The organism is Microbacterium excoecariae (genome assembly GCF_011326725.1).
Taxonomy (GTDB): Bacteria; Actinomycetota; Actinomycetes; order Actinomycetales; family Microbacteriaceae; genus Microbacterium; species Microbacterium excoecariae.
In genome coordinates this window covers 752,567-774,045 of record NZ_JAANCO010000001.1, presented here as the reverse complement: position 1 = coordinate 774,045, position 21,479 = coordinate 752,567, and the positions used below count along the sequence as shown (strand labels likewise).

At 72.1% G+C, this 21,479-nt stretch carries 21 protein-coding genes and 3 tRNA genes; 8 read left to right on the top strand and 16 right to left on the bottom strand.

The window, feature by feature from the left end:
* Nucleotides 1–87: 87 nt before the first annotated feature.
* Nucleotides 88–1,161, top strand: coding sequence for a DUF4192 family protein (locus G8E01_RS03395; RefSeq protein ID WP_166315863.1), 1,074 nt, complete (start codon nt 88–90; stop codon nt 1,159–1,161).
* A 5-nt stretch (nt 1,162–1,166) separates the two neighbouring features.
* Here the strand turns inward: G8E01_RS03395 and lysS are convergent, their stop codons facing one another.
* The 12 genes from lysS to tilS form a co-directional block, all read right to left on the bottom strand.
* Nucleotides 1,167–2,681: a lysine--tRNA ligase gene (gene lysS / locus G8E01_RS03390; RefSeq protein WP_166315860.1), complete on the bottom strand. Its 1,515-nt coding sequence runs from the start codon at nt 2,679–2,681 to the stop codon at nt 1,167–1,169.
* A gap of 84 nt (nt 2,682–2,765) precedes the next feature.
* On the bottom strand, nt 2,766–3,476 hold the full coding sequence (locus G8E01_RS03385; protein ID WP_166315857.1) for a Rossmann-like and DUF2520 domain-containing protein: 711 nt from the start codon (nt 3,474–3,476) through the stop codon (nt 2,766–2,768).
* A 27-nt stretch (nt 3,477–3,503) separates the two neighbouring features.
* Nucleotides 3,504–5,153, bottom strand: a complete 1,650-nt coding sequence (locus G8E01_RS03380; protein WP_166315854.1) for a PH domain-containing protein — start codon at nt 5,151–5,153, stop codon at nt 3,504–3,506.
* Nucleotides 5,150–5,911: a PH domain-containing protein gene (locus G8E01_RS03375; protein ID WP_166315851.1), complete on the bottom strand. Its 762-nt coding sequence runs from the start codon at nt 5,909–5,911 to the stop codon at nt 5,150–5,152. Before G8E01_RS03375 ends, G8E01_RS03380 begins: the two co-directional genes overlap by 4 nt.
* The gene (locus G8E01_RS03370) at nt 5,874–6,350 is read right to left on the bottom strand and encodes a DUF3180 family protein (protein WP_166315848.1); all 477 of its coding nucleotides are present in this window, start codon (nt 6,348–6,350) and stop codon (nt 5,874–5,876) included. Before G8E01_RS03370 ends, G8E01_RS03375 begins: the two co-directional genes overlap by 38 nt.
* On the bottom strand, nt 6,347–6,880 hold the full coding sequence (folK, locus tag G8E01_RS03365) for a 2-amino-4-hydroxy-6-hydroxymethyldihydropteridine diphosphokinase (RefSeq protein WP_166315844.1): 534 nt from the start codon (nt 6,878–6,880) through the stop codon (nt 6,347–6,349). Before folK ends, G8E01_RS03370 begins: the two co-directional genes overlap by 4 nt.
* On the bottom strand, nt 6,877–7,245 hold the full coding sequence (gene folB, locus G8E01_RS03360) for a dihydroneopterin aldolase (protein ID WP_166315841.1): 369 nt from the start codon (nt 7,243–7,245) through the stop codon (nt 6,877–6,879). The genes folK and folB overlap by 4 nt, the downstream gene beginning before the upstream one ends.
* Nucleotides 7,242–8,036: a dihydropteroate synthase gene (gene folP, locus G8E01_RS03355; RefSeq protein ID WP_166315838.1), complete on the bottom strand. Its 795-nt coding sequence runs from the start codon at nt 8,034–8,036 to the stop codon at nt 7,242–7,244. Before folP ends, folB begins: the two co-directional genes overlap by 4 nt.
* The gene (folE, locus tag G8E01_RS03350; RefSeq protein ID WP_166315835.1) at nt 8,033–8,668 is read right to left on the bottom strand and encodes a GTP cyclohydrolase I; all 636 of its coding nucleotides are present in this window, start codon (nt 8,666–8,668) and stop codon (nt 8,033–8,035) included. Before folE ends, folP begins: the two co-directional genes overlap by 4 nt.
* Nucleotides 8,669–8,680: 12 nt before the next feature.
* Entirely contained in the window at nt 8,681–10,687 is a 2,007-nt protein-coding gene (gene ftsH / locus G8E01_RS03345; protein WP_166315832.1) for an ATP-dependent zinc metalloprotease FtsH, read from the bottom strand.
* 126 nt (nt 10,688–10,813) lie between these two features.
* A complete protein-coding gene (gene hpt / locus G8E01_RS03340) occupies nt 10,814–11,365 on the bottom strand; it encodes a hypoxanthine phosphoribosyltransferase (protein WP_155047634.1) in 552 nt (183 codons plus the stop codon).
* A 9-nt stretch (nt 11,366–11,374) separates the two neighbouring features.
* Complete coding sequence (gene tilS, locus G8E01_RS03335) at nt 11,375–12,394, bottom strand: tRNA lysidine(34) synthetase TilS (protein ID WP_166315829.1); 1,020 nt, start codon at nt 12,392–12,394, stop codon at nt 11,375–11,377.
* An 89-nt stretch (nt 12,395–12,483) separates the two neighbouring features.
* Here tilS and G8E01_RS03330 point away from each other — a divergent pair, with 89 nt between their 5' ends.
* Entirely contained in the window at nt 12,484–13,020 is a 537-nt protein-coding gene (locus G8E01_RS03330) for an inorganic diphosphatase (RefSeq protein WP_166315826.1), read from the top strand.
* A gap of 59 nt (nt 13,021–13,079) precedes the next feature.
* On the opposite strand, the gene G8E01_RS03325 is transcribed toward G8E01_RS03330, so the two are convergent.
* Nucleotides 13,080–14,552, bottom strand: coding sequence for a M23 family metallopeptidase (locus G8E01_RS03325; RefSeq protein ID WP_166315823.1), 1,473 nt, complete (start codon nt 14,550–14,552; stop codon nt 13,080–13,082).
* Between the two features lie 201 nt (nt 14,553–14,753).
* Between G8E01_RS03325 and G8E01_RS03320 the strand changes: the two genes are divergently transcribed.
* From G8E01_RS03320 to G8E01_RS03310, 3 genes are all read left to right on the top strand, one after another.
* A tRNA-Glu gene (locus G8E01_RS03320) sits at nt 14,754–14,826 on the top strand.
* 40 nt (nt 14,827–14,866) lie between these two features.
* Nucleotides 14,867–14,940 (top strand) — tRNA-Asp (locus G8E01_RS03315).
* 63 nt (nt 14,941–15,003) lie between these two features.
* Nucleotides 15,004–15,076: transfer RNA gene (locus G8E01_RS03310), tRNA-Phe, on the top strand.
* 84 nt (nt 15,077–15,160) lie between these two features.
* Here the strand turns inward: G8E01_RS03310 and G8E01_RS12680 are convergent.
* The 3 genes from G8E01_RS12680 to G8E01_RS03300 form a co-directional block, all read right to left on the bottom strand.
* Nucleotides 15,161–15,514, bottom strand: a complete 354-nt coding sequence (locus G8E01_RS12680) for a GntR family transcriptional regulator (RefSeq protein ID WP_338100730.1) — start codon at nt 15,512–15,514, stop codon at nt 15,161–15,163.
* A complete protein-coding gene (locus G8E01_RS12675; RefSeq protein WP_240921227.1) occupies nt 15,511–16,425 on the bottom strand; it encodes a hypothetical protein in 915 nt (304 codons plus the stop codon). Before G8E01_RS12675 ends, G8E01_RS12680 begins: the two co-directional genes overlap by 4 nt.
* Nucleotides 16,426–16,813: 388 nt before the next feature.
* Complete coding sequence (locus G8E01_RS03300) at nt 16,814–17,062, bottom strand: DUF4287 domain-containing protein (RefSeq protein ID WP_166315817.1); 249 nt, start codon at nt 17,060–17,062, stop codon at nt 16,814–16,816.
* A 108-nt stretch (nt 17,063–17,170) separates the two neighbouring features.
* Between G8E01_RS03300 and G8E01_RS03295 the strand changes: the two genes are divergently transcribed.
* The 3 genes from G8E01_RS03295 to trhO all read left to right on the top strand — a co-directional run bounded on the left by G8E01_RS03295 (nt 17,171) and on the right by trhO (nt 21,478).
* Nucleotides 17,171–18,424 carry a cation:proton antiporter domain-containing protein gene (locus G8E01_RS03295; RefSeq protein WP_166315814.1) on the top strand — a complete coding sequence of 418 codons (1,254 nt, stop codon included), beginning with the start codon at nt 17,171–17,173 and terminating at the stop codon, nt 18,422–18,424.
* A gap of 323 nt (nt 18,425–18,747) precedes the next feature.
* Nucleotides 18,748–20,499: a BCCT family transporter gene (locus tag G8E01_RS03290; protein ID WP_166319708.1), complete on the top strand. Its 1,752-nt coding sequence runs from the start codon at nt 18,748–18,750 to the stop codon at nt 20,497–20,499.
* A gap of 82 nt (nt 20,500–20,581) precedes the next feature.
* Nucleotides 20,582–21,478 carry an oxygen-dependent tRNA uridine(34) hydroxylase TrhO gene (gene trhO, locus G8E01_RS03285; RefSeq protein WP_338100729.1) on the top strand — a complete coding sequence of 299 codons (897 nt, stop codon included), beginning with the start codon at nt 20,582–20,584 and terminating at the stop codon, nt 21,476–21,478.
* The last annotated feature ends 1 nt before the right edge of the window (nt 21,479 follow it).

The window sequence follows — 21,479 nt, the reverse complement described above, 5'->3', positions numbered from 1 at the left end:
AGCGCGGCCTCGTCCACAGGCGGAATTCGCTCCCGCCCCCTGTGTATGACGCTCACCCCGCCCCGCGCCGCCGCGACGATCGGGGGCATGACCCACACGATCTCGCGCTCCTTCGTCCCCACGCTCCTGGCCGCCGTGCCTCCCGCCCTCGGTTTCCACCCGCGCGACAGCGTCGTCATCGCGCCGCTCGTCGGGCACGAGACCCGCGGCTTCCTGCGGCTGGACCTCCCCGGCCCTGTCGACCTCGACGCCGTCGCCGCGACGGCCGTGGGGCACGTGTGCCGCGTCGCGGAGGCCGACGCGATGATCGTCATCGTGTACACGGACGCGCCGCTCCGCGACGGCGACGGGCTCGCGTACGACGCCTTCGTCGCCGCGATCGGCGAGCGCGCCGACGCGTGCGGCCTGGGCGTGATGGGCGAGCTGTGCGTCGCGAGCGACGGGTGGGCCCCCTACGACGATCCCGCCCCACGGCCGCTCGCGGAGATCGCGGGCGACGGCCCGGTCGCAGCCAGCCAGCACGAGGGCACGACCATCCCGCCCGGGCCGCTCCTGGCGCGCACCGAGGCCCGGCAGCGGCACGCGCGCCTGGGCCTCCTCGGGGATCCGTTTCTTCTGACGGAGCCGGGCGAGGATCCGGACCTCGCGATGCTGGTTCGCGCGCCGCACGACCTGTTCGAGAGCGCGTTCGCGGGCGAGCCGCCCGCCCCGCGGCGGGCGGCTCTCTGGCACTGGGTGCTCGCCTCCCCCGCGCTCCGCGACATCGTGCTCACGCAGTGGGCGGGCGGGCGCGCCGAGGCCGTGCGCACGTTCGCGTGGCAACGCGCGTGGCACGAGGGCGCCTCCGAGGCGCCGACGTTTCCGCTGCGCCTGGGCGGCGAGGGCCGGCGGCCGGACGCGCGCCGACTCCGCGCGGCGCTCGGCTTCGCGCGCGAGCTCACGGCCCTCGCCGACGGCGCCCCGCGCGGCGCGTGCCTCGTCGCGTGCGCCTGGCTCTCGTGGGCGCTCGGGGCGAGCACGCACGCCGCGTCCTACGCCGAGCAGGCTCTCGCCGAGGATCCGCTCCTCAGCCTCGCCGACCTCATCCTGCGCATGACCGATGGCGGGATGCTGCCGGAGTGGGTCTATGCCGAAGACGGCACGGCTCGGGACGCGCTGTGAGCGCGCTACTTCACGAGGGGGAAGAGGATCGTCTCGCGGATCCCGAGCCCGGTGATCGCCATGAGCAGCCGGTCCACGCCCATGCCCATTCCGCCCGTCGGCGGCATGCCGTGCTCGAGCGCACGCAGGAAGTCCTCGTCGATGCGCATCGCCTCGTCGTCGCCGCGGTCCGCGAGCTTCGCCTGCTCCACGAATCGCTCACGCTGAATGACCGGGTCCACGAGTTCCGAGTACCCCGTCGCGAGCTCGAACCCGTCGACGTAGAGATCCCACTTCTCGACCACGCCGGGAATCGAGCGGTGCTCGCGCACGAGCGGGCTCGTGTCCACCGGGAAGTCCATGACGAACGTCGGCGCGGTCAGGTGCGCCTTGACGAAGTGCTCCCACAGCTCCTCGACGAGCTTGCCGTGCGTCGCGTGCGGCGGGACGTCGACCGCGTTCTGCTCCGCGAGCGCAACGAGGGTGGGAAGCGGCGTCTCCGGGGTGATCTCCACGCCCGCCGCCTCGGACAGCGACGGGTACATCGAGATGCGCGCCCAGTCGCCCCCGAGGTCGTGCTGCGTGCCGTCGGCCCACGTGACCGTCGTGGATCCGGACACGGCGACGGCCGCGTTCTGGATCAGGCGCTGCGTCAGGTCGGCGATGCCGTTGTAGTCGCTGTAGGCGCGGTAGGCCTCGACCATCGCGAACTCGGGGCTGTGCGTCGAGTCGGCGCCCTCGTTGCGGAAGTTGCGGTTGATCTCGAAGACCCGGTCGATGCCGCCGACCACGGCGCGCTTGAGATAGAGCTCGGGCGCGATGCGCAGGTAGAGCTCCGTATCGAAGGCGTTCGAGTGCGTCACGAACGGCCGCGCCGTCGCGCCGCCGGGCTGCACCTGCAGCATGGGCGTCTCGACCTCAAGGAAGTCGTCGGCGTCGAAGGTCTCGCGCAGGCTGCGCATGGTGGTCGCCCGCGCCCGCACCGTCTCACGCGCCTGATCGCGCACGAGGAGATCGAGGTAGCGCTGGCGCACGCGCGATTCCTCGCTGAGGTCGGCGTACATGTTCGGGAGCGGCATGACGGCCTTCGCGGCGATCTGCCACTCGTCGACCATGATCGACAGCTCGCCGCGGCGGCTCGAGATGATCTCGCCGGAGACGAAGACGTGATCGCCGAGGTCGACGAGCTCCTTCCACGCCGCGAGGCGCTCGTCGCCGACCTTCGCGAGCGAGACCATCGCCTGGATCCGGGATCCGTCGCCGGACTGCAGCGACGCGAAGCAGAGCTTGCCCGTGTTGCGGCTAAACACCACGCGCCCGGCCACGCCCGCCGTCACGCCGGTCTCGGCGCCCGACTCCAGCTCGCCATACTCCGCGCGCAGCTGCGGGATCGTCGCCGTGACGGGAACGGTGACGGGATAGGCCCCGCCCGCGGCAGACGCGCGCTCGCCGATCAGGCGCTCCCGCTTCGCCAGACGCACGGCCTTCTGCTCGAAGATGTCCTCTTCCGGCGCGGCGGTCGTCTCGGGGGTATCAGGCATGCGGGAGGTCCTCGGGGTGAAGCGGGAAACGTCGCTCACAGTCTAGTGATCCGGCCCGGGCGCTCGCTGACCGCGGGCGGGCGGCTACGCGCCGTCGTCCGGCGGCAGATCCGGGATCGCGGGGCTCGCCTCGGCGAGCGCCTGGTCGACGGTCGAGCGCACGAGGGACGACAGGAAGCCGCCCGGGTTCTCGACACCGATCCCCCGCAGGATCCCCGTCGCCTGGTGCACGATCTGGCGCGAGAAGGCGCTGGCCGTTTCGATGGCCTCCGCGTAGGCGGCCCGATCCTCCTCGGCGACGACGATCGGCTCACACCCCAGCTCGACGGCGAGAGCCTGGGCGATCGGGAGGACCGGCGCGGGCGCCGACACAGCCGCGTACGTCGCCGCGAGCTGGCGCAGGTCGATCGACGTGCCGGTGAACGCCATCGCGGGATGCACGGCGAGCGGGATCGCGCCGCGCTCGGCGGCGGGGCGCAGGACCTCAATGCCGAAAGCCGCGTCCGTGTGCAGCACGAGCTGCCCCATCTGCCAGTGGCCGGCATGGGCGAGGCCGGCCACGAGGCCCGGCAGCTCCTCCCGCGGAACCGCCAGGACGACAAGCTCGCTCCGGCGCAGGACCTCGGGCGTGCTGAGAAGGGGGACGCCGGGCAGGATCGCGGCGGCGCGATCGTCGTCCGCCCCGGAGGTGATTCCCGTGATCTGGTGCCCCACGCCGGCGAGCGCCGCGCCGATGACGGGGCCGACCCGGCCCGCTCCGACGATTCCGACGCCCAGACGGCCCTCGCGCTGCATCCCCCCAGCGTCGCACACGCGCGGGCGCTACGCGGTCTGCTGCTCAGCCGCCCAACGGTGCGAGTGGTCGGCGGCGGCCGCGGCGAGCGCGCCGCGCGTGACGACTTCCGCGAGCCGCAGCGCGTCGTCGCGATCGAGCGCGCTCAGGGATCCGGAAATCGGCCCGGGCACGACGTGGACCCGCAGCCCGGAGAGGCGGGCCGCGCGCGCAAGCGGGCCCTGCCGCAGCGAGACGCCCTGCAAGCGCGCGAGCGGGAAGATCGCGAGGCGCCGGACGAGCCGGCCGCGGCGCAGCAGCACGGCGAACGCCGTCACGCGCACGCCGAGGCGCCGGCGCTGAATCGGGTGCCACACGACGCCGCGCGGCGCGACGGTCGTGAACGGATCCGCCTCGCGGGGGCCCTCGACGCCGTCCTCCCAGGTCATGGCGGCGTCGCGCTCGGGGGCGTCGGGCACCAGCAGCGCGAGCACGCGATCGACGTCGGCGCGGGTGCCCACCGGCAGGACGATCGCGGCCGCCTGCGCCCCGCTCGAGTTCTGCTGCGACGCGCTCGTCCCGCCCAGGCGATTGATGCGAACGGTCCACCAGCCGAAGGGGCGCCAGAGGATGCTCTGCGAGATCTCGACCGCGTGCACGCGGCCCGGCGGGATCGTGCGCGTGACCGTCGTGAGAAGGCCATTCGAGACGCGCACCCCATCGGGCGTCGGCGCGATCTGATAGCGGAAGCCCTTCTGGAGCGCACTCCCGACCACCGCGATCGTCGCGAACAGGATCGGCAGGCCGGATCCGATCGCCGCGCCCGCGAGAATCAGCCACTTGCCCGGCCCGTCCTCGAACACGAGGATCGGCGCCACGACGAACGCCCCGATCAGGACCAGGAAGAACACCAGCCACACGGCGCCGGTGATCGCCTGCGATCCGATCAGCCGCCCGACGGGGATCCGCACGACGCTCTCGGGGACCACGTCGTCGCGGTCGACGCCCTCGATGAGGTGGGTGACGCCCTCGCTCACGGCCCGCGCGATGCCCGGATCCGCGCCCGGCTCGCCCTGACGCGCCTCGTCGCGCGCCCGCCGCGCCCCCGAGGCGAGCCGCAGGATGTCCGCGCGCACCTGCTCGGCGCGGGCCGTCGCGAGGAACTCGAGCGCCACGTCCGCGCCGGAACCCGCGCCCTCGAGCGTGAGTTTCGCCATGCCGAGCAGCCGCGCGGGGAACGGGCGCGTGAGGTTCACGCCCTGCACGCGGTCGAGGGGCGCGCGGCGCTGCGAGCGGAAGATCATGCCCTTGCGGACCTCCACGTTCTCGCCCGTGATGCGGAACTGGTGGAACCGCCACACTGCCCAGTACCCCGCGACGACAAGCACGACGACGCCGAACACGGCCGCGATGGCGGCCGCGACGAGCCCGTGCCCGACGGTCCAGTCGATCGCCCAGGAGACCGGGTCGTCGGAATCGACGTCCATGCCGCGCACGTCCTCCGGCCCGAACAGGCCGACGGCGAGATAGATCAGGCGATCGCGCATGTTCGCGATGACGATGCCGACGACAACCACGAGCACGAGGCCGCCCTTGAACAGGGGCGTGAGGGGGTGCATGCGGTGCCACGCACCGTCGGCGAGCGACGAGGAGCCCCCCTCGGGCAGCACCGGCCGCGCGCCGCCTGCCGACACGGTCACAAGCCCGTCCTCCGGGTCTCGGCGACCTCAATGAGCGTGTCCCGCAGCGCCTCGGCCGCCGGCTGCGACAGCCCCGGGATTTCGACGCCCGTCGTCGCGGCCGCCGTGACCATCTTGAGCTTGGATATCCCGAACAGGCGATCGAGCGGGCCGTGCGTGATGTCGATCAACTGCATCCGGCCATACGGCACCGCGACCATGCGCTGCCACAGGATCCCTTTGCGAAACACGATGTCGTCGCCTCGCAGCATGTATCCGAGCGCGCGCGCCTGGCGCGGCATGATGACGAGACTCACGAGCTGGAACGCGAGCAACACCCCCGCACCGATCCACACCCAGGGCTGCTCGAGCAGGGCGTGCGCGACCGCGGCGGCCGCCGCGACGGCCACGAGCCCCAGGCCTTCCTGGACGAGCTGGGAGGCGACGTACTTCGGCGAGATCTGGTGCCAGGTCCCGTCGAGGGCGAGCCCCGCACCGCGCGGCTCGATGAGCTCCTCGTACGTCCCCTCGTCGAGCTCGGGCGGCGCCGGAATCGGCGGGCGCGGCTCGGCCATGACGGGCTCCGTCGGCTTGTCCGGGGCGGCCGCCGCCGCGCCGTCGACCGACCCCGCCGCGTCGCCCTCCCCCGCGTCGGGCGGAGGCTCGTGCGGCGCCGGCGCGCCCGCGGCGGGCGGGGCCGGGACGGGGAACGCCGAGGGCTCCCGGCCCGGGACGCCGTCGTCAGAACTCGGGCTCGGCGGAGTCGGATTCGCGGTCATCGGGATCCTTCGGAAGGGTGCAGAGGTACTCGGCGATCACCGCGAGGACGACGAGGACGGCTCCCCCGATCGCCGTGGCGATCACCGACGCCATCGACCCTATCCCGGGGACGACCGGCCGGGTGAGGAGGAAGAGGATCAGGCCCGCCGCCGCCCCCGCGACGAGCGCCCCGACCATGCTCGAGGCCTTCGCCAGCACGGCGATGCGGACCGCGCGAAACGGATCCACGCGCGGCGCCTTCGGCGACGTGACGGCGCGCCGCACGCTCCAGGCGAAACCCACGCATGCCGCGCCGAGCAGCACGAGGAGGATCGGGAGCATCACCGACGGAGAGAAGGTCGACCGCCCCGCGCTCACCAGCGCCAGATCGAGGACATATCCCGCGACGAGCCCACCGGCCGCGCACGCCACGAGCGTGACGGCCGAGGTCCGCCTCACGCGTCACCCCGCAGCGCCGCGAGCAGATCGGCCACGCGCCCCCGGCCCGGGAGCACCGCGTCCGGATCCACCTGGACCCAGGGGCCGAGCACGAAGTCGCGCTCGTGCGCGCGCGGGTGCGGCAGCGTCAGCCGGGGGTCCTCGGACTCGATGTCGCCGTACGCGACGAGATCGAGGTCGAGCGTGCGATCGCCCCACCGTTCGCGCCTGACCCGCCCGTGGCGGGTCTCGATCGCCTGCAGGAACGTCAGGAGCACGTGCGGCGCGAGCCGGGTGTCGACGAGGGCGACCGCGTTGAGATAGCCGGGCTTCGTCGGGTCCGGGCCGTCGAGCGTCACCGCGACCGAGGCGATCGGATCCGAGCACACGACGCGATCGGTCAGCGGGAGCGCCGCCAGCTCGTCGACCGCCTCCGCGAGCGTCGCGGAGGTATCGCCGAGATTCGCGCCGAGGGCGACGACGGCGCGCGCCGAAGCCGCGGGCCGCGCGGGCGGCGCGGCGCCCGCGCCGCCCGCGAGCAGGCGACTCACTCGCGGCCCCGATGAACGGTCACCGACACGTCGGAGAACGCGATCGCGATCGGCGCGTGCGGCTTGTGCACCGTGACCGCCACGCGCGCCACGCGCTGGTCGGCCAGCACCTCGTCCGCGATCCGGTGCGCGAGGGTCTCGATCAGGTCGACCGGCTCGCCCGCGACGATCGCGGCGACGCGTTCGGCGAGCTCCCCGTAGTGCACGGTGTCGGCGACGTCGTCGGAGGCCGCCGCCGGGCGGGTGTCGAGCGCGAGGCGCAGGTCGATCGTGAAGTCCTGCCCGTCCCGGCGCTCGTGCGCGAACACCCCGTGGTGCCCGAACACCGTGAGCCCGCGGAGGTCGATCGTGTCGAGGCTCGTCATGCGCCATCCCATTCGTCAAGAACCGCGAGCGCGTCGCGCGTCGCCGCGGCGTCGTGCACCCGGACCCCCCAGGCGCCCGCGCGTTGCGCGAGCACGCTCGTCACGGCCGTGGCGGCATCGCGCCGCGCGCGCGAGGCGTCCTCCCCGAGCGCGCTCGCGAGAAAGCGCTTGCGCGAGGTGCCGACGAGCACGGGGAACCCCAGCGCCACGACGGCGCTGAGCCCATTCAGGACGCGCCAGTTCTGGCTGCCCGCCTTCGCGAACCCCACGCCCGGGTCCACGAGGATCCGGCCCTCGGGGATCCCCGCGGCGAGCGCCCGCTCCACGCGCTGCGCGAGCTCGCCGGCAACCTCGGCCGCGACGTCGGAGTACTCGGCGCGCGCGTACATGTCGGCCGACGGACCGCGCCAGTGCCCGACGATGAAGGCGGCGTCCGTCCCCGCCACGGCGTCGGCCATACCCGCGTCCGCGAGTCCGCCCGAGACGTCGTTGATGTAGCGCGCGCCCGCCGCCGCCGCCCGCCGCGCGACGTCCGCGCGATACGTGTCGACGCTCACGACGTGGCCCGCGGCCGCGAGCGCGGCCACGACCGGCAGGATCCGGCGCAGCTCCTCCTCGGAACCGACGGGCTCGGATCCGGGCCGCGTGGATTCCCCGCCGACGTCGAGGATCGTGGCGCCGTCCGCGGCGAGGCGCGCGCCGTGGGCGACCGCCTCCTCGACCCCGAAGTGCTCGCCGCCGTCGCTGAACGAGTCGGGGGTGACGTTCACGACGCCCATGATCTCGATCACGCGTCGCGCCCCGCGATGCCCGGATCCGCCTCGGTCGCGCGGTTCTGCACGCCGATGATGATGTACGCCGCCATCTCGGCGCGGGCCGCCTCGCTCGCGAGCTCCCCTCGCGCCGCAATCGTGACCGTCGACGCGCCGGGGCGCCGCGCCCCGCGCGCCGTGAGGCACCGGTGCTCCGCGTCGAGCATGACGAAGACGCCGCGCGCGCCGACCCCGTGCTCGATCGCCTCGGCGACCTGCTCGCCGAGGCGCTCCTGCACCTGCGGTCGGGCGGCCGCGATGTCGAGAACCTTGGCGAGGGATCCGAGACCCACGACGGTGTCCCCCGGCAGGTACGCGATGTGCGCGCGCCCCTCGAACGGCAGCAGGTGGTGCTCACACGTGGACCGGAACAGCACGTCGCGCACTAACACGGCCCCCGTGGGGACCGTGTCCGGCGCGGGCCCGCGGGACACGTCGATCGCGTGCGCGAGGGGCGCGCGCGGGTCCTCGTCGATGCCGGCGTAGAACTCCGCGGCCGCCTGCGCGACGCGCTCCGGGGTCTCCCGGAGGCCCGGGCGATCCGGATCCTCGCCGATCGCGAGGAGCAGCTCTCGCGTCAGCCATGCGACGCGCTGCGTGTCGACGGCCATCACACCTCCCGGTTACGCGGTCGCGGGGCGGGCGGATCCGCCGGGCGCGGGGCGCCCCTGCGTCTCGGCCTCTGTGCCGTCCGCGTCGGCATGAGCCAGGCCCGCGTCGGCGGGGTTCGGCGCGGGCGGGACGGGGATCGGGGGCTGCGCGGACACGGGGCGATCGTCGCTCGAGAGCCACTGCGGGCGCTCGGGCAGCTTCTCGACGTCGCGGAAGATCTCCGCGATCTGGCGGTGGTCGAGCGTCTCCTTCTCGAGCAGCTCGCCCGCGAGGCGGTCGAGCACCGAGCGGTTCGCGTTGAGCACCCGGTAGGCCTCGTCGTGGGCCTGCTCGATGAGGCCGCGGACCTGGCGGTCGATGCGCTCGGCCATCGTGTCCGAGTAGTCGCGGCCGTGACCCATGTCGCGGCCCATGAACACCTCGCCCGAGGAGCCGGCGAGCTTGACCGGGCCGATGTCGCTCGTCATGCCGTACTCGGTGACCATGCGGCGCGCGATGTCGGTCGCCTTCTCGATGTCGTTGGACGCGCCCGTGGTCGGGTCGTGGAAGACGATCTCCTCGGCGACGCGGCCGCCCATCGCGTACGTCAGCTGGTCCTGAAGCTCGTTACGGGTCACGGAGTACTTGTCGTCGACCGGCAGCACCATCGTGTAGCCGAGCGCCTTGCCGCGCGGGAGGATCGTGATCTTCGTCACCGGATCCGTGTGGTTCATCGCCGCGGCCGCGAGGGCGTGCCCACCCTCGTGATACGCCGTGATGAGCTTCTCCTTGTCCTTCATCACGCGGGTGCGGCGCTGCGGCCCGGCGATCACGCGATCGATCGCCTCGTCGAGGGCGCGGTTGTCGATCAGCTGCGCGTCCGAGCGCGCCGTGAGGAGCGCGGCCTCGTTGAGGACGTTGGCGAGATCGGCGCCCGAGAAGCCGGGCGTCTTGCGCGCGACGTCCTCGAGGTCGACGCTCTCGGCCAGCGGCTTCCCGCGGCCGTGGACGCCGAGGATCTGCAGGCGGCCCTTCATGTCGGGGGCGTCGACGCCGATCTGGCGGTCGAAGCGGCCGGGGCGCAGGAGCGCGGGGTCGAGGATGTCGGGGCGGTTCGTCGCGGCGATCACGATGACGTTGGCCTTGGGGTCGAAGCCGTCCATCTCGACGAGCATCTGGTTGAGCGTCTGCTCGCGCTCGTCGTGCCCGCCGCCCATGCCGGCGCCGCGGTGGCGGCCGACCGCGTCGATCTCGTCGATGAAGATGATCGCGGGCGAGTTCTCCTTCGCCTGGCTGAAGAGGTCGCGCACGCGGCTCGCGCCGACGCCGACGAACATCTCCACGAAATCGGATCCCGAGATCGGGTAGAACGGCACGCCCGCCTCGCCGGCGACGGCGCGGGCGAGGAGCGTCTTGCCCGTCCCGGGAGGGCCGTACAGCAGAACGCCCTTGGGGATCCGCGCCCCGAGCGCCTGGAACTTGGACGGATCCGCGAGGAACTCCTTGATCTCGTGGAGCTCCTCGACGGCCTCGTCGGCGCCCGCGACGTCGGCGAAGGTGACCTCGGGGTGCTCCTTCGTGACGTTCTTCGCACGGGACTTCCCGAACTGGGCGATCTTGCCGCCCCCCTGCGCGTTCGAGAGCAGGAACCAGAACAGGAGCCCGAGGAGCAGGATCGGGATCATGATCGACAGGAGGCTGCCGAAGAAGGAGGCCTGCGGCACCGCGTCGTCATAGCCGTCGGCGGGCTCGGCCGCCGCGACCGCCTCGACGACCTCCTCCGCGCGGGCCGAGACGTAATAGAACTGGACGCTCGACGCGCCCTCGTACTCGTCCGCGAGGGTGAGGTCGACGCGCTGGTCGCCGTCCGTGATGAGCACCTCGCTCGCGCGCCCGTCCTCGAGGAGCTGCAGCCCCTCCTGCGTCGTGACCTGCCTCGGGCCGCTGAAGCTCGTGAACAGCGAGAACCCCGCGATCAGGACGACCGCGATCAGCAGCACGTACACCAGCGGGTGGCGGAAGATCTTCTTGGCGTTCATAAGTGCGGGGCGTCCCGCCTCCTCCTGACGGTCGACGCGCGGGGCCCGGCCCGGCGCGGATCGTCTCAGGCTACCGGCCCGTGGTTATGGGCGCTCTGTGATTCGCCGTGGGCGGAACGGCGCTAGTCAGGAGTACACGTGCGGCGCGAGGACCGCCACATCGCGGAGGCCGCGGTAGCGCTCGGCGTAGTCGAGGCCGTATCCCACGACGAAGTCGTTCGGGATGTCGAACCCGACGTAGCGGCTGTCGATCGTGACCTTCATCGCGTCCGGCTTGCGGAATGCCGTGAGGACCTCGATCGACGCCGCCCCGCGCGTGGCGAAGTGGTCCATCAGCCAGTGCAGCGTGAGCCCCGAGTCGATGATGTCCTCGACGATGAGCACGTGCTTGCCCTCGAGCGGGGTGTCGAGGTCCTTGCGGATCTGGACGACGCCGCTCGACTTGGTGGAGGATCCGTAGCTCGACACGGCCATCCAGTCCATGGGGGCGTCGATCGTCAGGCGGCGCGCGAAGTCGGCCATGACCATGATGGCGCCCTTGAGCACGCCCACGAGGAGGATGTCCTTGCCCGCATAGTCGGCGTCGACCCGCGCCGCGAGCTCGTCGAGCTTGGCGTGGATCTCCTCCTCGGTGACGAGAACGCGGTCGAGGTCGTCCGAAATGTCTGCGGCGCGCATGCCCTCAGCCTAGGCGCTCGCGCCGGAGGACACATCCCGCGCGCCGCGGGCCGCGATGACGACGAGCCCCGCGTGGCGCGTGGCGCGGCACCCGGGCAGGTCGATGGGCCCTTGGCCCGCCCACTCGGTCGCGAGGCGCGCGACCTCGAGCGTCTGCGCGCGCGTCAGACTCGCGCCGAACTCGCTCGCGACGACGTGCCGCACGATGCGGTGGCGCAGGGCCGGCGGGTTCGCCGCGAGCGCGGCGGCCGACACCGCGATGCCGGCCTCGGCGGGCTCGACGATGTCCTCGATGATCTCGTCGATCATGTCCGCGAACGCCTGCGTGTCCTCGCGCAGCTGCTCCGCGGTCCGGGCGAGGGCCTCGGCGATGCCGGGGCCGAGCTCGCGCTCGAGGACGGGCAGCACGGTCTCGCGCACGCGCACGCGCGAGAACCGCGGATCCGCGTTGTGCGGATCCGTCCAGGGCGCAAGCCCCGAGGCGGCGCAGAAGGCGCGCGTGTCGGCCCGGCGCAGCTCCAGCAGGGGGCGGATCCACGCGAGCCCGCCGTCGTCGACGCGGTGCGGCGACATGCCCTGCAGGCTCCCGGCACCGGATCCGCGCGCCAGGCCCAGCAGCACCGTCTCCGCCTGGTCGTCGAGGGTGTGGCCGAGGAGAACCGCGGCCGCGCCCTCCTCGCGCGCGGTGCGGGTCAGCGCCCGGTACCGGGCCACGCGGGCCGCGGCCTCCGGGCCGTCGTCGTCCCCGACCTCGACGCGGAGGACCCGCGCGTCACGGACGCCCACCGAGCGCGCCGCGTCGGCGGCGCGGCCGGCGACCTCAGCGGATCCCTCCTGCAGCCCGTGGTCGATCGTGGCGGTGACGACCTCGACGCCGGCGGCAACGGCCTCATGCGCGGCCGCCGCCGCGAGCGCGAGGGAATCGGGCCCGCCCGAGAGCGCGACGAGGACCGTCGCTCCGGATCCGCGCCAGGGCACAAGCGCGCGGCGGACGGCGAGGCGGACGGCGGCGATGGCGGGATCGAGCACGGGTCCACGGTAATCGCTTCCGCGATTGTCACCGCCAGCGATTAGGGTGTGAGGCGTCCCTCACCCCGGATTCAAGGAGCAGCACAGGTATGGGCGCGTACGACGCAGTCATCGAGATCCCGCGCGGGAGCCGCGTGAAGTACGAGGTCGACCACGGCACGGGCCGCGTGTTCCTGGACCGCGTGCTGTACACGACGTTCGGCTACCCGTCTGACTACGGGTTCTTCGAGAACACGCTCGGCGAGGACGGCGACCCGCTGGACGTCCTCGTGATCATGGACCACTCGGTCTTCCCGGGGGTCGGGGCGAAGGTGCGCCCCGTGGGCGTGCTGAAGATGAGCGACGAGGCCGGCGGCGACGACAAGGTCATCGCGGTGCTCGCGAAGGACCCGCGCTGGGAGCACATCCAGGACGTCGAGGACCTCCAGGAGTACACCCGCAAGGAGATCGCGCACTTCTTCGAGCACTACAAGGACCTCGAGCCGAACAAGTGGGTCAAGGTCGACGAGTGGGCGGGCGCCGCCGAGGCCGAGCGCCTCGTCGAGGAGGCCTTCGCGCGCTTCGAGGCCGCCGAGCACGAGACGCGCACGCAGGGCGAGGGCGAGTTCCCCGACACCCGCAACTAGCGCGACGTACGCGAGAGGCCCCGGTTCATCCCGAACCGGGGCCTCTCGCGTGGGCGGGGTCAGACGGAGATGCCGCGCGCGCCCATGAACGTCGTGGGGTTGACGGTCGCACCGCCGACGTAGACCTCGAAGTGCACGTGGCAACCGAACGAGTTGCCGGTGTTGCCCTCGTACGCGATCGTCTGGCCGGCCGACACCCGCTGGCCGTAGCCGACGAGGATGCCACCGTTGACGATGTGCCCGTAGCCGGTGGCCACGCCGCCGCCGTGGTCGATCCGGACGTAGTTTCCGTAGCCGCCGTAGTAGCCGGCGTACACGACGGTGCCACTGGACGCGGCGTAGATGCCCGCGCCGCACCCGGCCGCGAGGTCGACGCCCTCGTGGAAGCTCGACGAGCAGTAGCTCTCGCCGCAGATCTGCGAGCGATACCCGTAGCCCGCGGTCTGGTACCCCGAGCTCGGGCGCGCCCACCCGCTGGAGGCGGATCCGCCGCCCGAGGATCCGCTCGAGCCCGTGGATCCGCTGGACCCGCTGGACCCGCTGGACCCGGACGAAGAGCCTCCGCTCGGCTGCGCGGCCGCTGCCGCGGCGGCCGCGGCGGCGGCCTCGGCCGCGCGGCGCTCGGCCTCCCGCTGGCGACGCTCCTCCGCGAGGCGGGCCTGTTCGGCCTCGTAGGCCTTCCGCTGCTCCACGCCGTCCTGATACGACGAGACCGTCTTGGAGGTCGTGTCCTTCAGCGCCGCGAGCTGCTGCTCGAGCGTGATGAGGTGCTCCTCCTGGTCGGCGAGCGCCTGCTCGGCCGCGGCCTGCGCCTCCTGCGCGGCGACCATCTTCTCTTCGGCGATCTTCTGGAGCCGGTCGCGCTCCTTGCGCGCCTCCTCCGCCTGGTCGCTGAGCGCCTGCGCGGAGTCGCGCGCCGCGATCGCGTCGGCGTAGATGGAGTCGTTGCGCTGCGCGAGCTTGTCCATCTGCCCGAGCTTCGACAGCAGCTCGTCGGCGTCGCCGGAGGACTCCGCGAACAGCAGCTCGTACGGCGTGCTCTCGCCGCCCGAGCGCGCGAGCTGGGAGGCAACCTTGGCCGCCGCGTCCGCGGCCTCGGTGGCCCGCTCGGCCTCCTCGTCGGCCTGGCCCTGCAGCTGCTCGACGCGGTAGGCGGCCTCGTTGAGATCCTGCTGCGCCTGGAAGTACTCGTCGGCCGCCTTCTCCGCCTCGGCCTGGGCAGCCGCGACGGCGGACTTCAGCTGTGCGATCTGGCCCTCGATGCGCGAGACCTGCGCGGCCTTGTCGCTCTCGTTCTGCCGGGCCTTCTCGACGTCATCCCACGAGGGGTAGTCGGAGGGGTCATAGGTGACGGCCGACGCCGAGGACGCGCCGCGGATCGCGCCAAAGGTCCCGAGAGCGGCGACGCCGAGCGCGCCGACGGCGAGGGCGGAACGCCTCGTGACGGGGCCCCAGAGGGCGCGCTTCTCCTCGGCCGTGGGGGCGCAGTCGCAGTCCTCCACGGACGCGCGCGCGGACACTTCGGGGGGCATAGTCACATCCGTCACAGTAACAACACACAACACATACGCAACAGATTCCGGGTCGGATCCGCCGCGCTCGAACACCGGGGACCACCCATTCTGCCCCGGCGACACGCCCGAGACACGCGGGGCGCGCCACGATTTTGCGAATCGATCCCGCCCATGCGTAAGATTTAACAGTTGGCGCGAGAGCCTCCGGGTTCGCCACACGGCCCCATCGTTTAGCGGCCTAGGACGCTGGCCTTTCACGCCGGTAGCACGGGTTCGAATCCCGTTGGGGTCACACGACCTGATACAATTGAATATTGTGCATCAGCACATCTGGCCCTGTAGCGCAGTTGGTTAGCGTGCCGCCCTGTCACGGCGGAGGTCGCGGGTTCAAGTCCCGTCAGGGTCGCTCCAAGCGACGGGCCTTCTTTCGGGAAGGCTCTTCGTGTAGGACGCGGCATATGTGCCGTGCGGCTCTGTAGCTCAGTTGGTAGAGCGTTCGACTGAAAATCGAAAGGTCACCGGATCGACGCCGGTCGGAGCCACAAGGGTGATCGTTACAATCATCCCAGAAACCCCCGCGTAGCTTCTACATCGCGGGGGTTTTGCTTTGCCCGGGGGGGGCATCCTCATTCGCGCGCTGGCCAGATGGCGCGAAGCACGCGAACTGCCGCGTCGATATCGACGCCGGTCGCGGTTCCGGCGCGCGCGAGCTCGCGCGCGGCGTCCAGCACGGAGCGCGGGATGGCGGCCGCGCTCTCGCTCACTCGCGTTCCCCCGCCGGTGCGCGCGACCAGCAGGTTTTCCGCCTCGAGGGCCCGATACGCTTTCGCGACGGTGCCGGGGGCCACACCGAGGTCGCGCGCGAGTTGCCGGACCGACGGGAGGCGATCGTGCGCGGCGAGCCGGCCGGATGCAATCAGCCCGCGGATCTGGTCGCGGATCTGGTCCGTCGGAGCACCGTTCCCCGACAGGCTGATCACGGCGCCGCGACCGTCACGGGAACATGCCGACGGGACGGGATCGCGGTGAGCGCGACCGTCGCCCACGCGGCGATGCCGCACATCACCGCCAGTTGAGACGACCAGGTGAGAACCGGGTGCAGTGCGGCAAACGGCGTCCACATCAGGGCCGTCCCCTCCGAGGTGGCGATGCCCGCGCGCAGTGAGGCGACCCCCGCCAGATCCGACAGAATTGCGGCGAGGTGAAGCAGGAGCGCGCCGCTGGTCACGGTAAGCACGTTTCTGGTGCGGAGGCGGCGCACCGCAGCATCTCGCATCGCGTCGTCCCCCATCGCCGGGCGGGCAATGAGCACGAGATCGGTCACCGCGACGAGGCCCAGCACGGCGAGCGCGATGAGCGAGGGCACCGAGTAGAACCATCCGTAGATGCTCGTGCCGACAAACCCGACGCCGCCGTCCACGACGTATGCCGTGTAGCGCCCCGTCACCTCGTCGCGCGTGGACGCCATCCCCGCGACGAGCGTGAGGAGCACCACCAATCCGGCGAGCGCCGCCGGAAGCACGAACCACCGCGGCCGCGCGAAGCTGACGGGAGACCTCCTCGTGAGGTCGGCCCTGCCCGATCCCTTCCGGGACCGCACCGGGAACGCCAGGAGGATCAGCCCCGCGATGCCGACCACGAGCGGCATCACGAACCGCACGTCACGGTACGACGCGTATACGGGGAGTGCCGACGCGAACGGCACGAGCAACGACCACCCACTCCATAGCCGCACCAGAAGATCGGCCAGAACCCCCAGGCAGCCCGCGACGCAGGCGATCACCGCCACGGCCCCGGTGACACCGCCCCGCCGACGGCCCCACAATGCCCACCATGCCGCGGCCGCGATCAGCCCGAGAAGCGGTACCCCGAACACCATCACCCAGATCATCGCCAGCTCCCCCTCCGAGCCATTTGTGTCAACGCAACGGTACACATATGTACCAACAGATTGCTACATCGGCCGAACGACGTAGTCGCCGGAACCGACACGCGACCCGAAGCGGCCCGCGCGCCGCCCCGGTCGCGCATATGCACGCCCGGAGCCGGATCCGCGATGCATACGCGCGACCCGAAACGGCCCTCCCGCGCCCAGATCGCGCATATGCACGCCCGGAGCCGGATCCGCGATGCATACGCGCGACCCGAAACGGGCCTCCCGCGCCCAGATCGCGCATATGCACGCCGGCAGGCGGATCCGCGGTGCATTCGCGCGACCCGAAGCGGCGCTTCGGCGTTCGGGTCGCTCGTCTGCATCCGGACCGCAGCGGAGCCGCCCGCTACGCCTCGAGGGCCGCGCGGGTATAGGCGACGATCGCGTTGGCGTGGCCGTGCCCAAGCCCGTGGGCCTCCTTGAGCCACGCAACGACCTGGCCGTGGCGCTCGCCGTGCTCCACGCGTTCGGAGGCGAGGTCGAGCCACTCTTGCATCGGCCGCCCGTAGGTCTGCTCGATGCTCGGGAAGTAGGACGCGGGGCCCTTCGGCTTATTCGCCGGGTCGATGTCGGGGGCGGTGACGCGCGGGGTCATGAGCCCATCGTGGCGCCGGGCGCGGGCGGTGTCCAGGGGCCTCGGCGGCCACCGATAGCCTGAATCGCGGGTCCCGGATCCGCCGGGGAATGCCAGGGAGGGAGCACCGTGCTCGCGATCGCGATCATCGCCGCGCTGATCCTGGTGTGGTCGGCCGTCTCCCGCCCGCTCGATCGCCGCGGGATCACCTCGGCGCTGTTCTTCACCGCCGCGGGCGCGACGGTCGTGGCGCTCTGGCCGAGCGCCGTGGACCTCGACATCGACACCCTCGGTGCCGAGCACATCGCCGAGGTCGCGCTCTGCCTCCTCCTCTTCGGCGACGCGACGCGGCTCGACCTCGCGACGCTGCGGCGCGAGGCGGGCTGGCCCGCGCGGCTGCTGCTCATCGGACTCCCCCTCGCCATGATCGCGGGGGCGGCCGCCGGCTTCCTGCTCTTCCCGGACCTGCCGCTCGCCGCCGTACTCCTCCTCGCCACCATGCTGGCCCCCACCGACGCCGCGCTCGGGCGCAAGGTCGTCTCGGACGAGGCGGTGCCCCCGCGCGTGCGCCAGGCCCTCGACGTCGAGAGCGGGCTCAACGACGGGCTCGCCGTGCCCTTCTTCCTCGTCGCGCTGACGTACGCCGAGTCCGCGGGAACCGGCGGCGTCGCGGCGGCGGTGCTGACCAACATGGCCCAGCAGATCGGATGGGGCGTCCTCGCCGCCGCGATCGCGGGCCTCGGCGGCGGCGCGCTCTATCGCGCGGCCGACCGCCGGGGGTGGATCGCCCACGATTGGCGATACGTCCTCCCCCTGGCCTCCGCGCTCCTCGCCTTCGCGATCGCCAGCGTCCTGGGCGGGAGCGTCTTCATCGCGGCGTTCGTCGCAGGGCTCGCGTTCGGACGCGTCGTGGGCTCGCACCGCTCGGACGTCGGCGTGCTCGCCGAAGAGGCTGGCGAGCTGTTCGCGTCCGCCACCTGGATCGCGTTCGGCGGGCTCGCGCTCGTCCTCGCCGGACCGCATCTCACGTGGCGGGTCGTCGCCTACGCCGTCCTGAGCCTCACGCTCGTGCGGATGATCCCGGTCGCCCTCTCGCTGATCCGCAGCGGGGCGCGGATCCCCACCGCCCTGTTTATCGGGTGGTTCGGGCCGCGCGGACTCGCGTCGCTCGTGTTCCTCCTGATCGCCTCGGAGTCGGCCTTCCCGGGATCCGACACGGTCCGCACGACGGTCGTCGTCACCGTCGCGGCGAGCGTCCTCCTGCACGGGCTCACCTCTGTTCCCCTCGTCGCGCGCTACAGCGCGTGGTACTCCGCACGCACGCCGCGCGGCGAGTCCGCGCCCGCCGCGCTCCCGCGCCCGCGGCGCGCGCAGTCGGGGTAGCGGCGGCGCCTGTCGATTGTCCGATTGTTGACCACCCGGATAGGGTGGGGAACCGTGCCTTTGGGCACCCCGCTTGTGAGGCGACGACCGCCCCGCGGGTGCCCCCGGGCCACTGCCTCACCGGCGGCCGCCCTGGCGCTCCGCGCGGATCTGCGCCAGCATGCGGTTCACGACAGACCGACGCACCAGGAGGCAGACGCGTGAGTTCACAAGCCGCCGCGCCCGGCGATTCGTCCGGCGCCCCGCACACCCCCACGCACATCGACCCGATCAGCGGAGACGCGCTCGAGCTCGATCCGGCCGTCACGGCGGTGCCGCGGCGCATGCACATCGCCGAGGACGACACCGACGAGCAGATCACCGAGAAGCTGCGGCGCCAGGGCGTCCGCATCGGCAAGGGCATGATCGCGCCGCGCGTGTTCTGGCCCGCCCTCGGCGTCATCCTCGCCGTGACACTCGTCGCGATCCTTCTCCCCGAGGGCACGAGCGAGGTCTTCACGACGATGCAGGACTGGATCGTCCGCGACCTCGGCTGGTACTACATGCTCGTCGTCGGCGCGTTCGTCGTCTTCGCCATCGTCATCGCGTTCTCGAAGCTCGGCACGGTCAAGCTCGGGCGGGCCGACGACACACCCGAGTTCGGCGTGATGTCGTGGTTCGCCATGCTTTTCTCCGCCGGCATGGGCATCGGCCTCATCTTCTATGGCGTGGGCGAGCCGCTCACCTACGCGACCGTCAGCCCCAAGCCAGGGTGGGAGGGATCCGAGGCGGAGCTCGCCGGGCTCGCGATGGCGCAGACCTTCGTGCACTGGGGCCTGCACCCGTGGGCCGTCTACGCGGTCATCGGCCTCGCGCTCGCGTTCGCCATCCACCGTCGCGGCCGCCCCGTTTCCATCCGGTGGGCGCTCGAGCCGCTCTTCGGCGAGCGCGTCAAGGGATGGGTCGGCGACGTCATCGACATCATCGCGATCTTCGGCACCGTCTTCGGCGTCGCGACCTCGCTCGGCCTCGGCGTGCAGCAGATCGCGGCCGGCATGCAGGCGATCGGCGTCGTCGAGCAGACCGACACGACGCTCCTCGTCATCCTCATCGTCGTCATCACGTTCCTCGCGACGTTCTCGGTCGTGTCCGGGCTCGGCGCGGGCATCAAGTGGCTCTCGAACATCAACCTCTCCCTCGCGGGCCTCCTGCTGATCTCGATGCTGATCCTCGGCCCGACGATCTTCCTCCTGCGCAACTTCGTCGAGTCGCTCGGCGTCTACCTCGCGAACGTGCTCGAGATGACGGTCGACGTCGGCACCTTCCAGGGTGAGGCCGCGCAGGAGTGGCTCTCCGGGTGGACCATCTTCTACTGGGGCTGGTGGATCGCCTGGGCCCCGTTCGTCGGCGTGTTCATCGCGCGCATCTCCCGCGGCCGGACCGTGCGCCAGTTCATCGCCGGCGTCCTCCTCGTCCCCACCATCGTCGGGTTCTTTTGGTTCTCCGTGATGGGCGGATCCGGGCTCTTCCGCCAGATGTACGGCGAGGGAGACCTCGTCACCGACGGGGCGGTCTCGCCCGAGGGCTCGCTCTTCACGGTGCTCGGCGGGCTCCCGCTCGGCAACATCCTCTCGATCCTCACGATCATCGTCGTCGCGATCTTCTTCATCACGTCCTCCGACTCGGGCTCGCTCGTCGTCGACATGCTCGCCTCGGGCGGCCACCCCAACCCGCCCGTGTGGTCGCGCATCGTGTGGGCGCTGCTCGAGGGCGCCCTCGCGATCGCGCTCCTGCTCGCGGGCGGGCTCTCGACGCTGCAGACCGGATCCCTCATCACGGCCCTGCCGTTCAGCGTGGTGCTCATCCTCATGTGCGTCGCCACGGTGCGCGCCCTGCGGTTCGAGTTCACGCACATGACGCACCTCGAGAGCGAGCGCCGGCTCGAGCGGGTCACGGAGGCGATCTCGGACGACGTGACGAGCAGCCTGCCGGAGAACGAGGAGCTGCAGACCTACGTCGACGACCGCATCGACTACCGCATCTCGCGGACCCGCGGCGCGCGGAAGGCGCCGCCGGCGGCGCGCGGCGGCGAATAGCGCGCAGGCACGTCTCGGGCCCCACCTCGGTGGGGCCCGACGCGTGCGGGACGTTCCCGGCGCCGGCGCCTACGCTGGATCCGTGCCCGCCAAGATCCTGCTCTTCTACGTGTTCACGCCGCTCGCCGACCCCGAGGCCGTGCGCCTGTGGCAGCGCGACCTGTGCGAGCTCCTGGGCCTGCGCGGGCGGATCCTCCTCTCCCCTCACGGCATCAACGGCACCGTGGGCGGCGACATGGCGGCGCTCAAGACCTACGTGCGCAAGACGAAGCAGTACGCCCCCTTCCGCGACGTCGACATGAAGTGGTCCTCGGGCACGGGGCTCGACGCCGACGGCCTCAGCCTCGACTTCCCCCGCCTGTCGGTGAAGGTGCGGGACGAGATCGTCTCCTTCGGCGCCGGCGGGGAGCTCCGGGTCGACGAGAACGGGGTCGTGGGCGGCGGCACCCCGCTCGCGCCGGGCGCCCTGCACCGCCTCGTCGCGGAGCGCGGCGAGGACGTGGTCTTCTTCGACGGGCGCAACGCCTTCGAAGCCGAGATCGGCCGGTTCCGCGGCGCCATCGTTCCGGACACCGAGACGACGCACGACTTCCTCGGCGAGATCGAGTCGGGCCGGTACGACCACCTGAAGGACAAGCCGGTCGTGACGTATTGCACGGGCGGCATCCGCTGCGAGGTGCTCTCGAGCCTCATGATCTCGCGCGGTTTCCAGGAGGTGTACCAGCTCGACGGCGGCATCGTGCGCTACGGCGAAACGTTCGGGAACACCGGCCTGTGGGAGGGCTCGCTTTACGTGTTCGACGGACGCGAGCGGGTGCGGTTCGGCGAGGGCGGCGCGGTGATTTCCTCGTGCGCGGGGTGCGGATCCGCGACGGACCGGCTCGTGAACTGCGCCGACGACACGTGCCGGGCCCGCACCGTCCTGTGCGAGGCGTGCGGCGCGTCCGCCGTGTGCGCGCGCCACGCGCCCGCGGCCTGAG

What these genes read in the sequence shown, in the direction of transcription:
- G8E01_RS03395 (WP_166315863.1), top strand. Translation starts at nt 88, where the DNA reads ATGACCCACACGATCTCGCGCTCCTTCGTCCCCACGCTCCTGGCCGCC.
- lysS (WP_166315860.1), bottom strand. Translation starts at nt 2,681, where the DNA reads ATGCCTGATACCCCCGAGACGACCGCCGCGCCGGAAGAGGACATCTTC.
- G8E01_RS03385 (WP_166315857.1), bottom strand. Translation starts at nt 3,476, where the DNA reads ATGCAGCGCGAGGGCCGTCTGGGCGTCGGAATCGTCGGAGCGGGCCGG.
- G8E01_RS03375 (WP_166315851.1), bottom strand. Translation starts at nt 5,911, where the DNA reads ATGACCGCGAATCCGACTCCGCCGAGCCCGAGTTCTGACGACGGCGTC.
- folB (WP_166315841.1), bottom strand. Translation starts at nt 7,245, where the DNA reads ATGACGAGCCTCGACACGATCGACCTCCGCGGGCTCACGGTGTTCGGG.
- folE (WP_166315835.1), bottom strand. Translation starts at nt 8,668, where the DNA reads ATGGCCGTCGACACGCAGCGCGTCGCATGGCTGACGCGAGAGCTGCTC.
- ftsH (WP_166315832.1), bottom strand. Translation starts at nt 10,687, where the DNA reads ATGAACGCCAAGAAGATCTTCCGCCACCCGCTGGTGTACGTGCTGCTG.
- hpt (WP_155047634.1), bottom strand. Translation starts at nt 11,365, where the DNA reads ATGCGCGCCGCAGACATTTCGGACGACCTCGACCGCGTTCTCGTCACC.
- G8E01_RS03330 (WP_166315826.1), top strand. Translation starts at nt 12,484, where the DNA reads ATGGGCGCGTACGACGCAGTCATCGAGATCCCGCGCGGGAGCCGCGTG.
- G8E01_RS03325 (WP_166315823.1), bottom strand. Translation starts at nt 14,552, where the DNA reads ATGCCCCCCGAAGTGTCCGCGCGCGCGTCCGTGGAGGACTGCGACTGC.
- G8E01_RS12675 (WP_240921227.1), bottom strand. Translation starts at nt 16,425, where the DNA reads ATGATCTGGGTGATGGTGTTCGGGGTACCGCTTCTCGGGCTGATCGCG.
- G8E01_RS03300 (WP_166315817.1), bottom strand. Translation starts at nt 17,062, where the DNA reads ATGACCCCGCGCGTCACCGCCCCCGACATCGACCCGGCGAATAAGCCG.
- G8E01_RS03290 (WP_166319708.1), top strand. Translation starts at nt 18,748, where the DNA reads ATGCACATCGCCGAGGACGACACCGACGAGCAGATCACCGAGAAGCTG.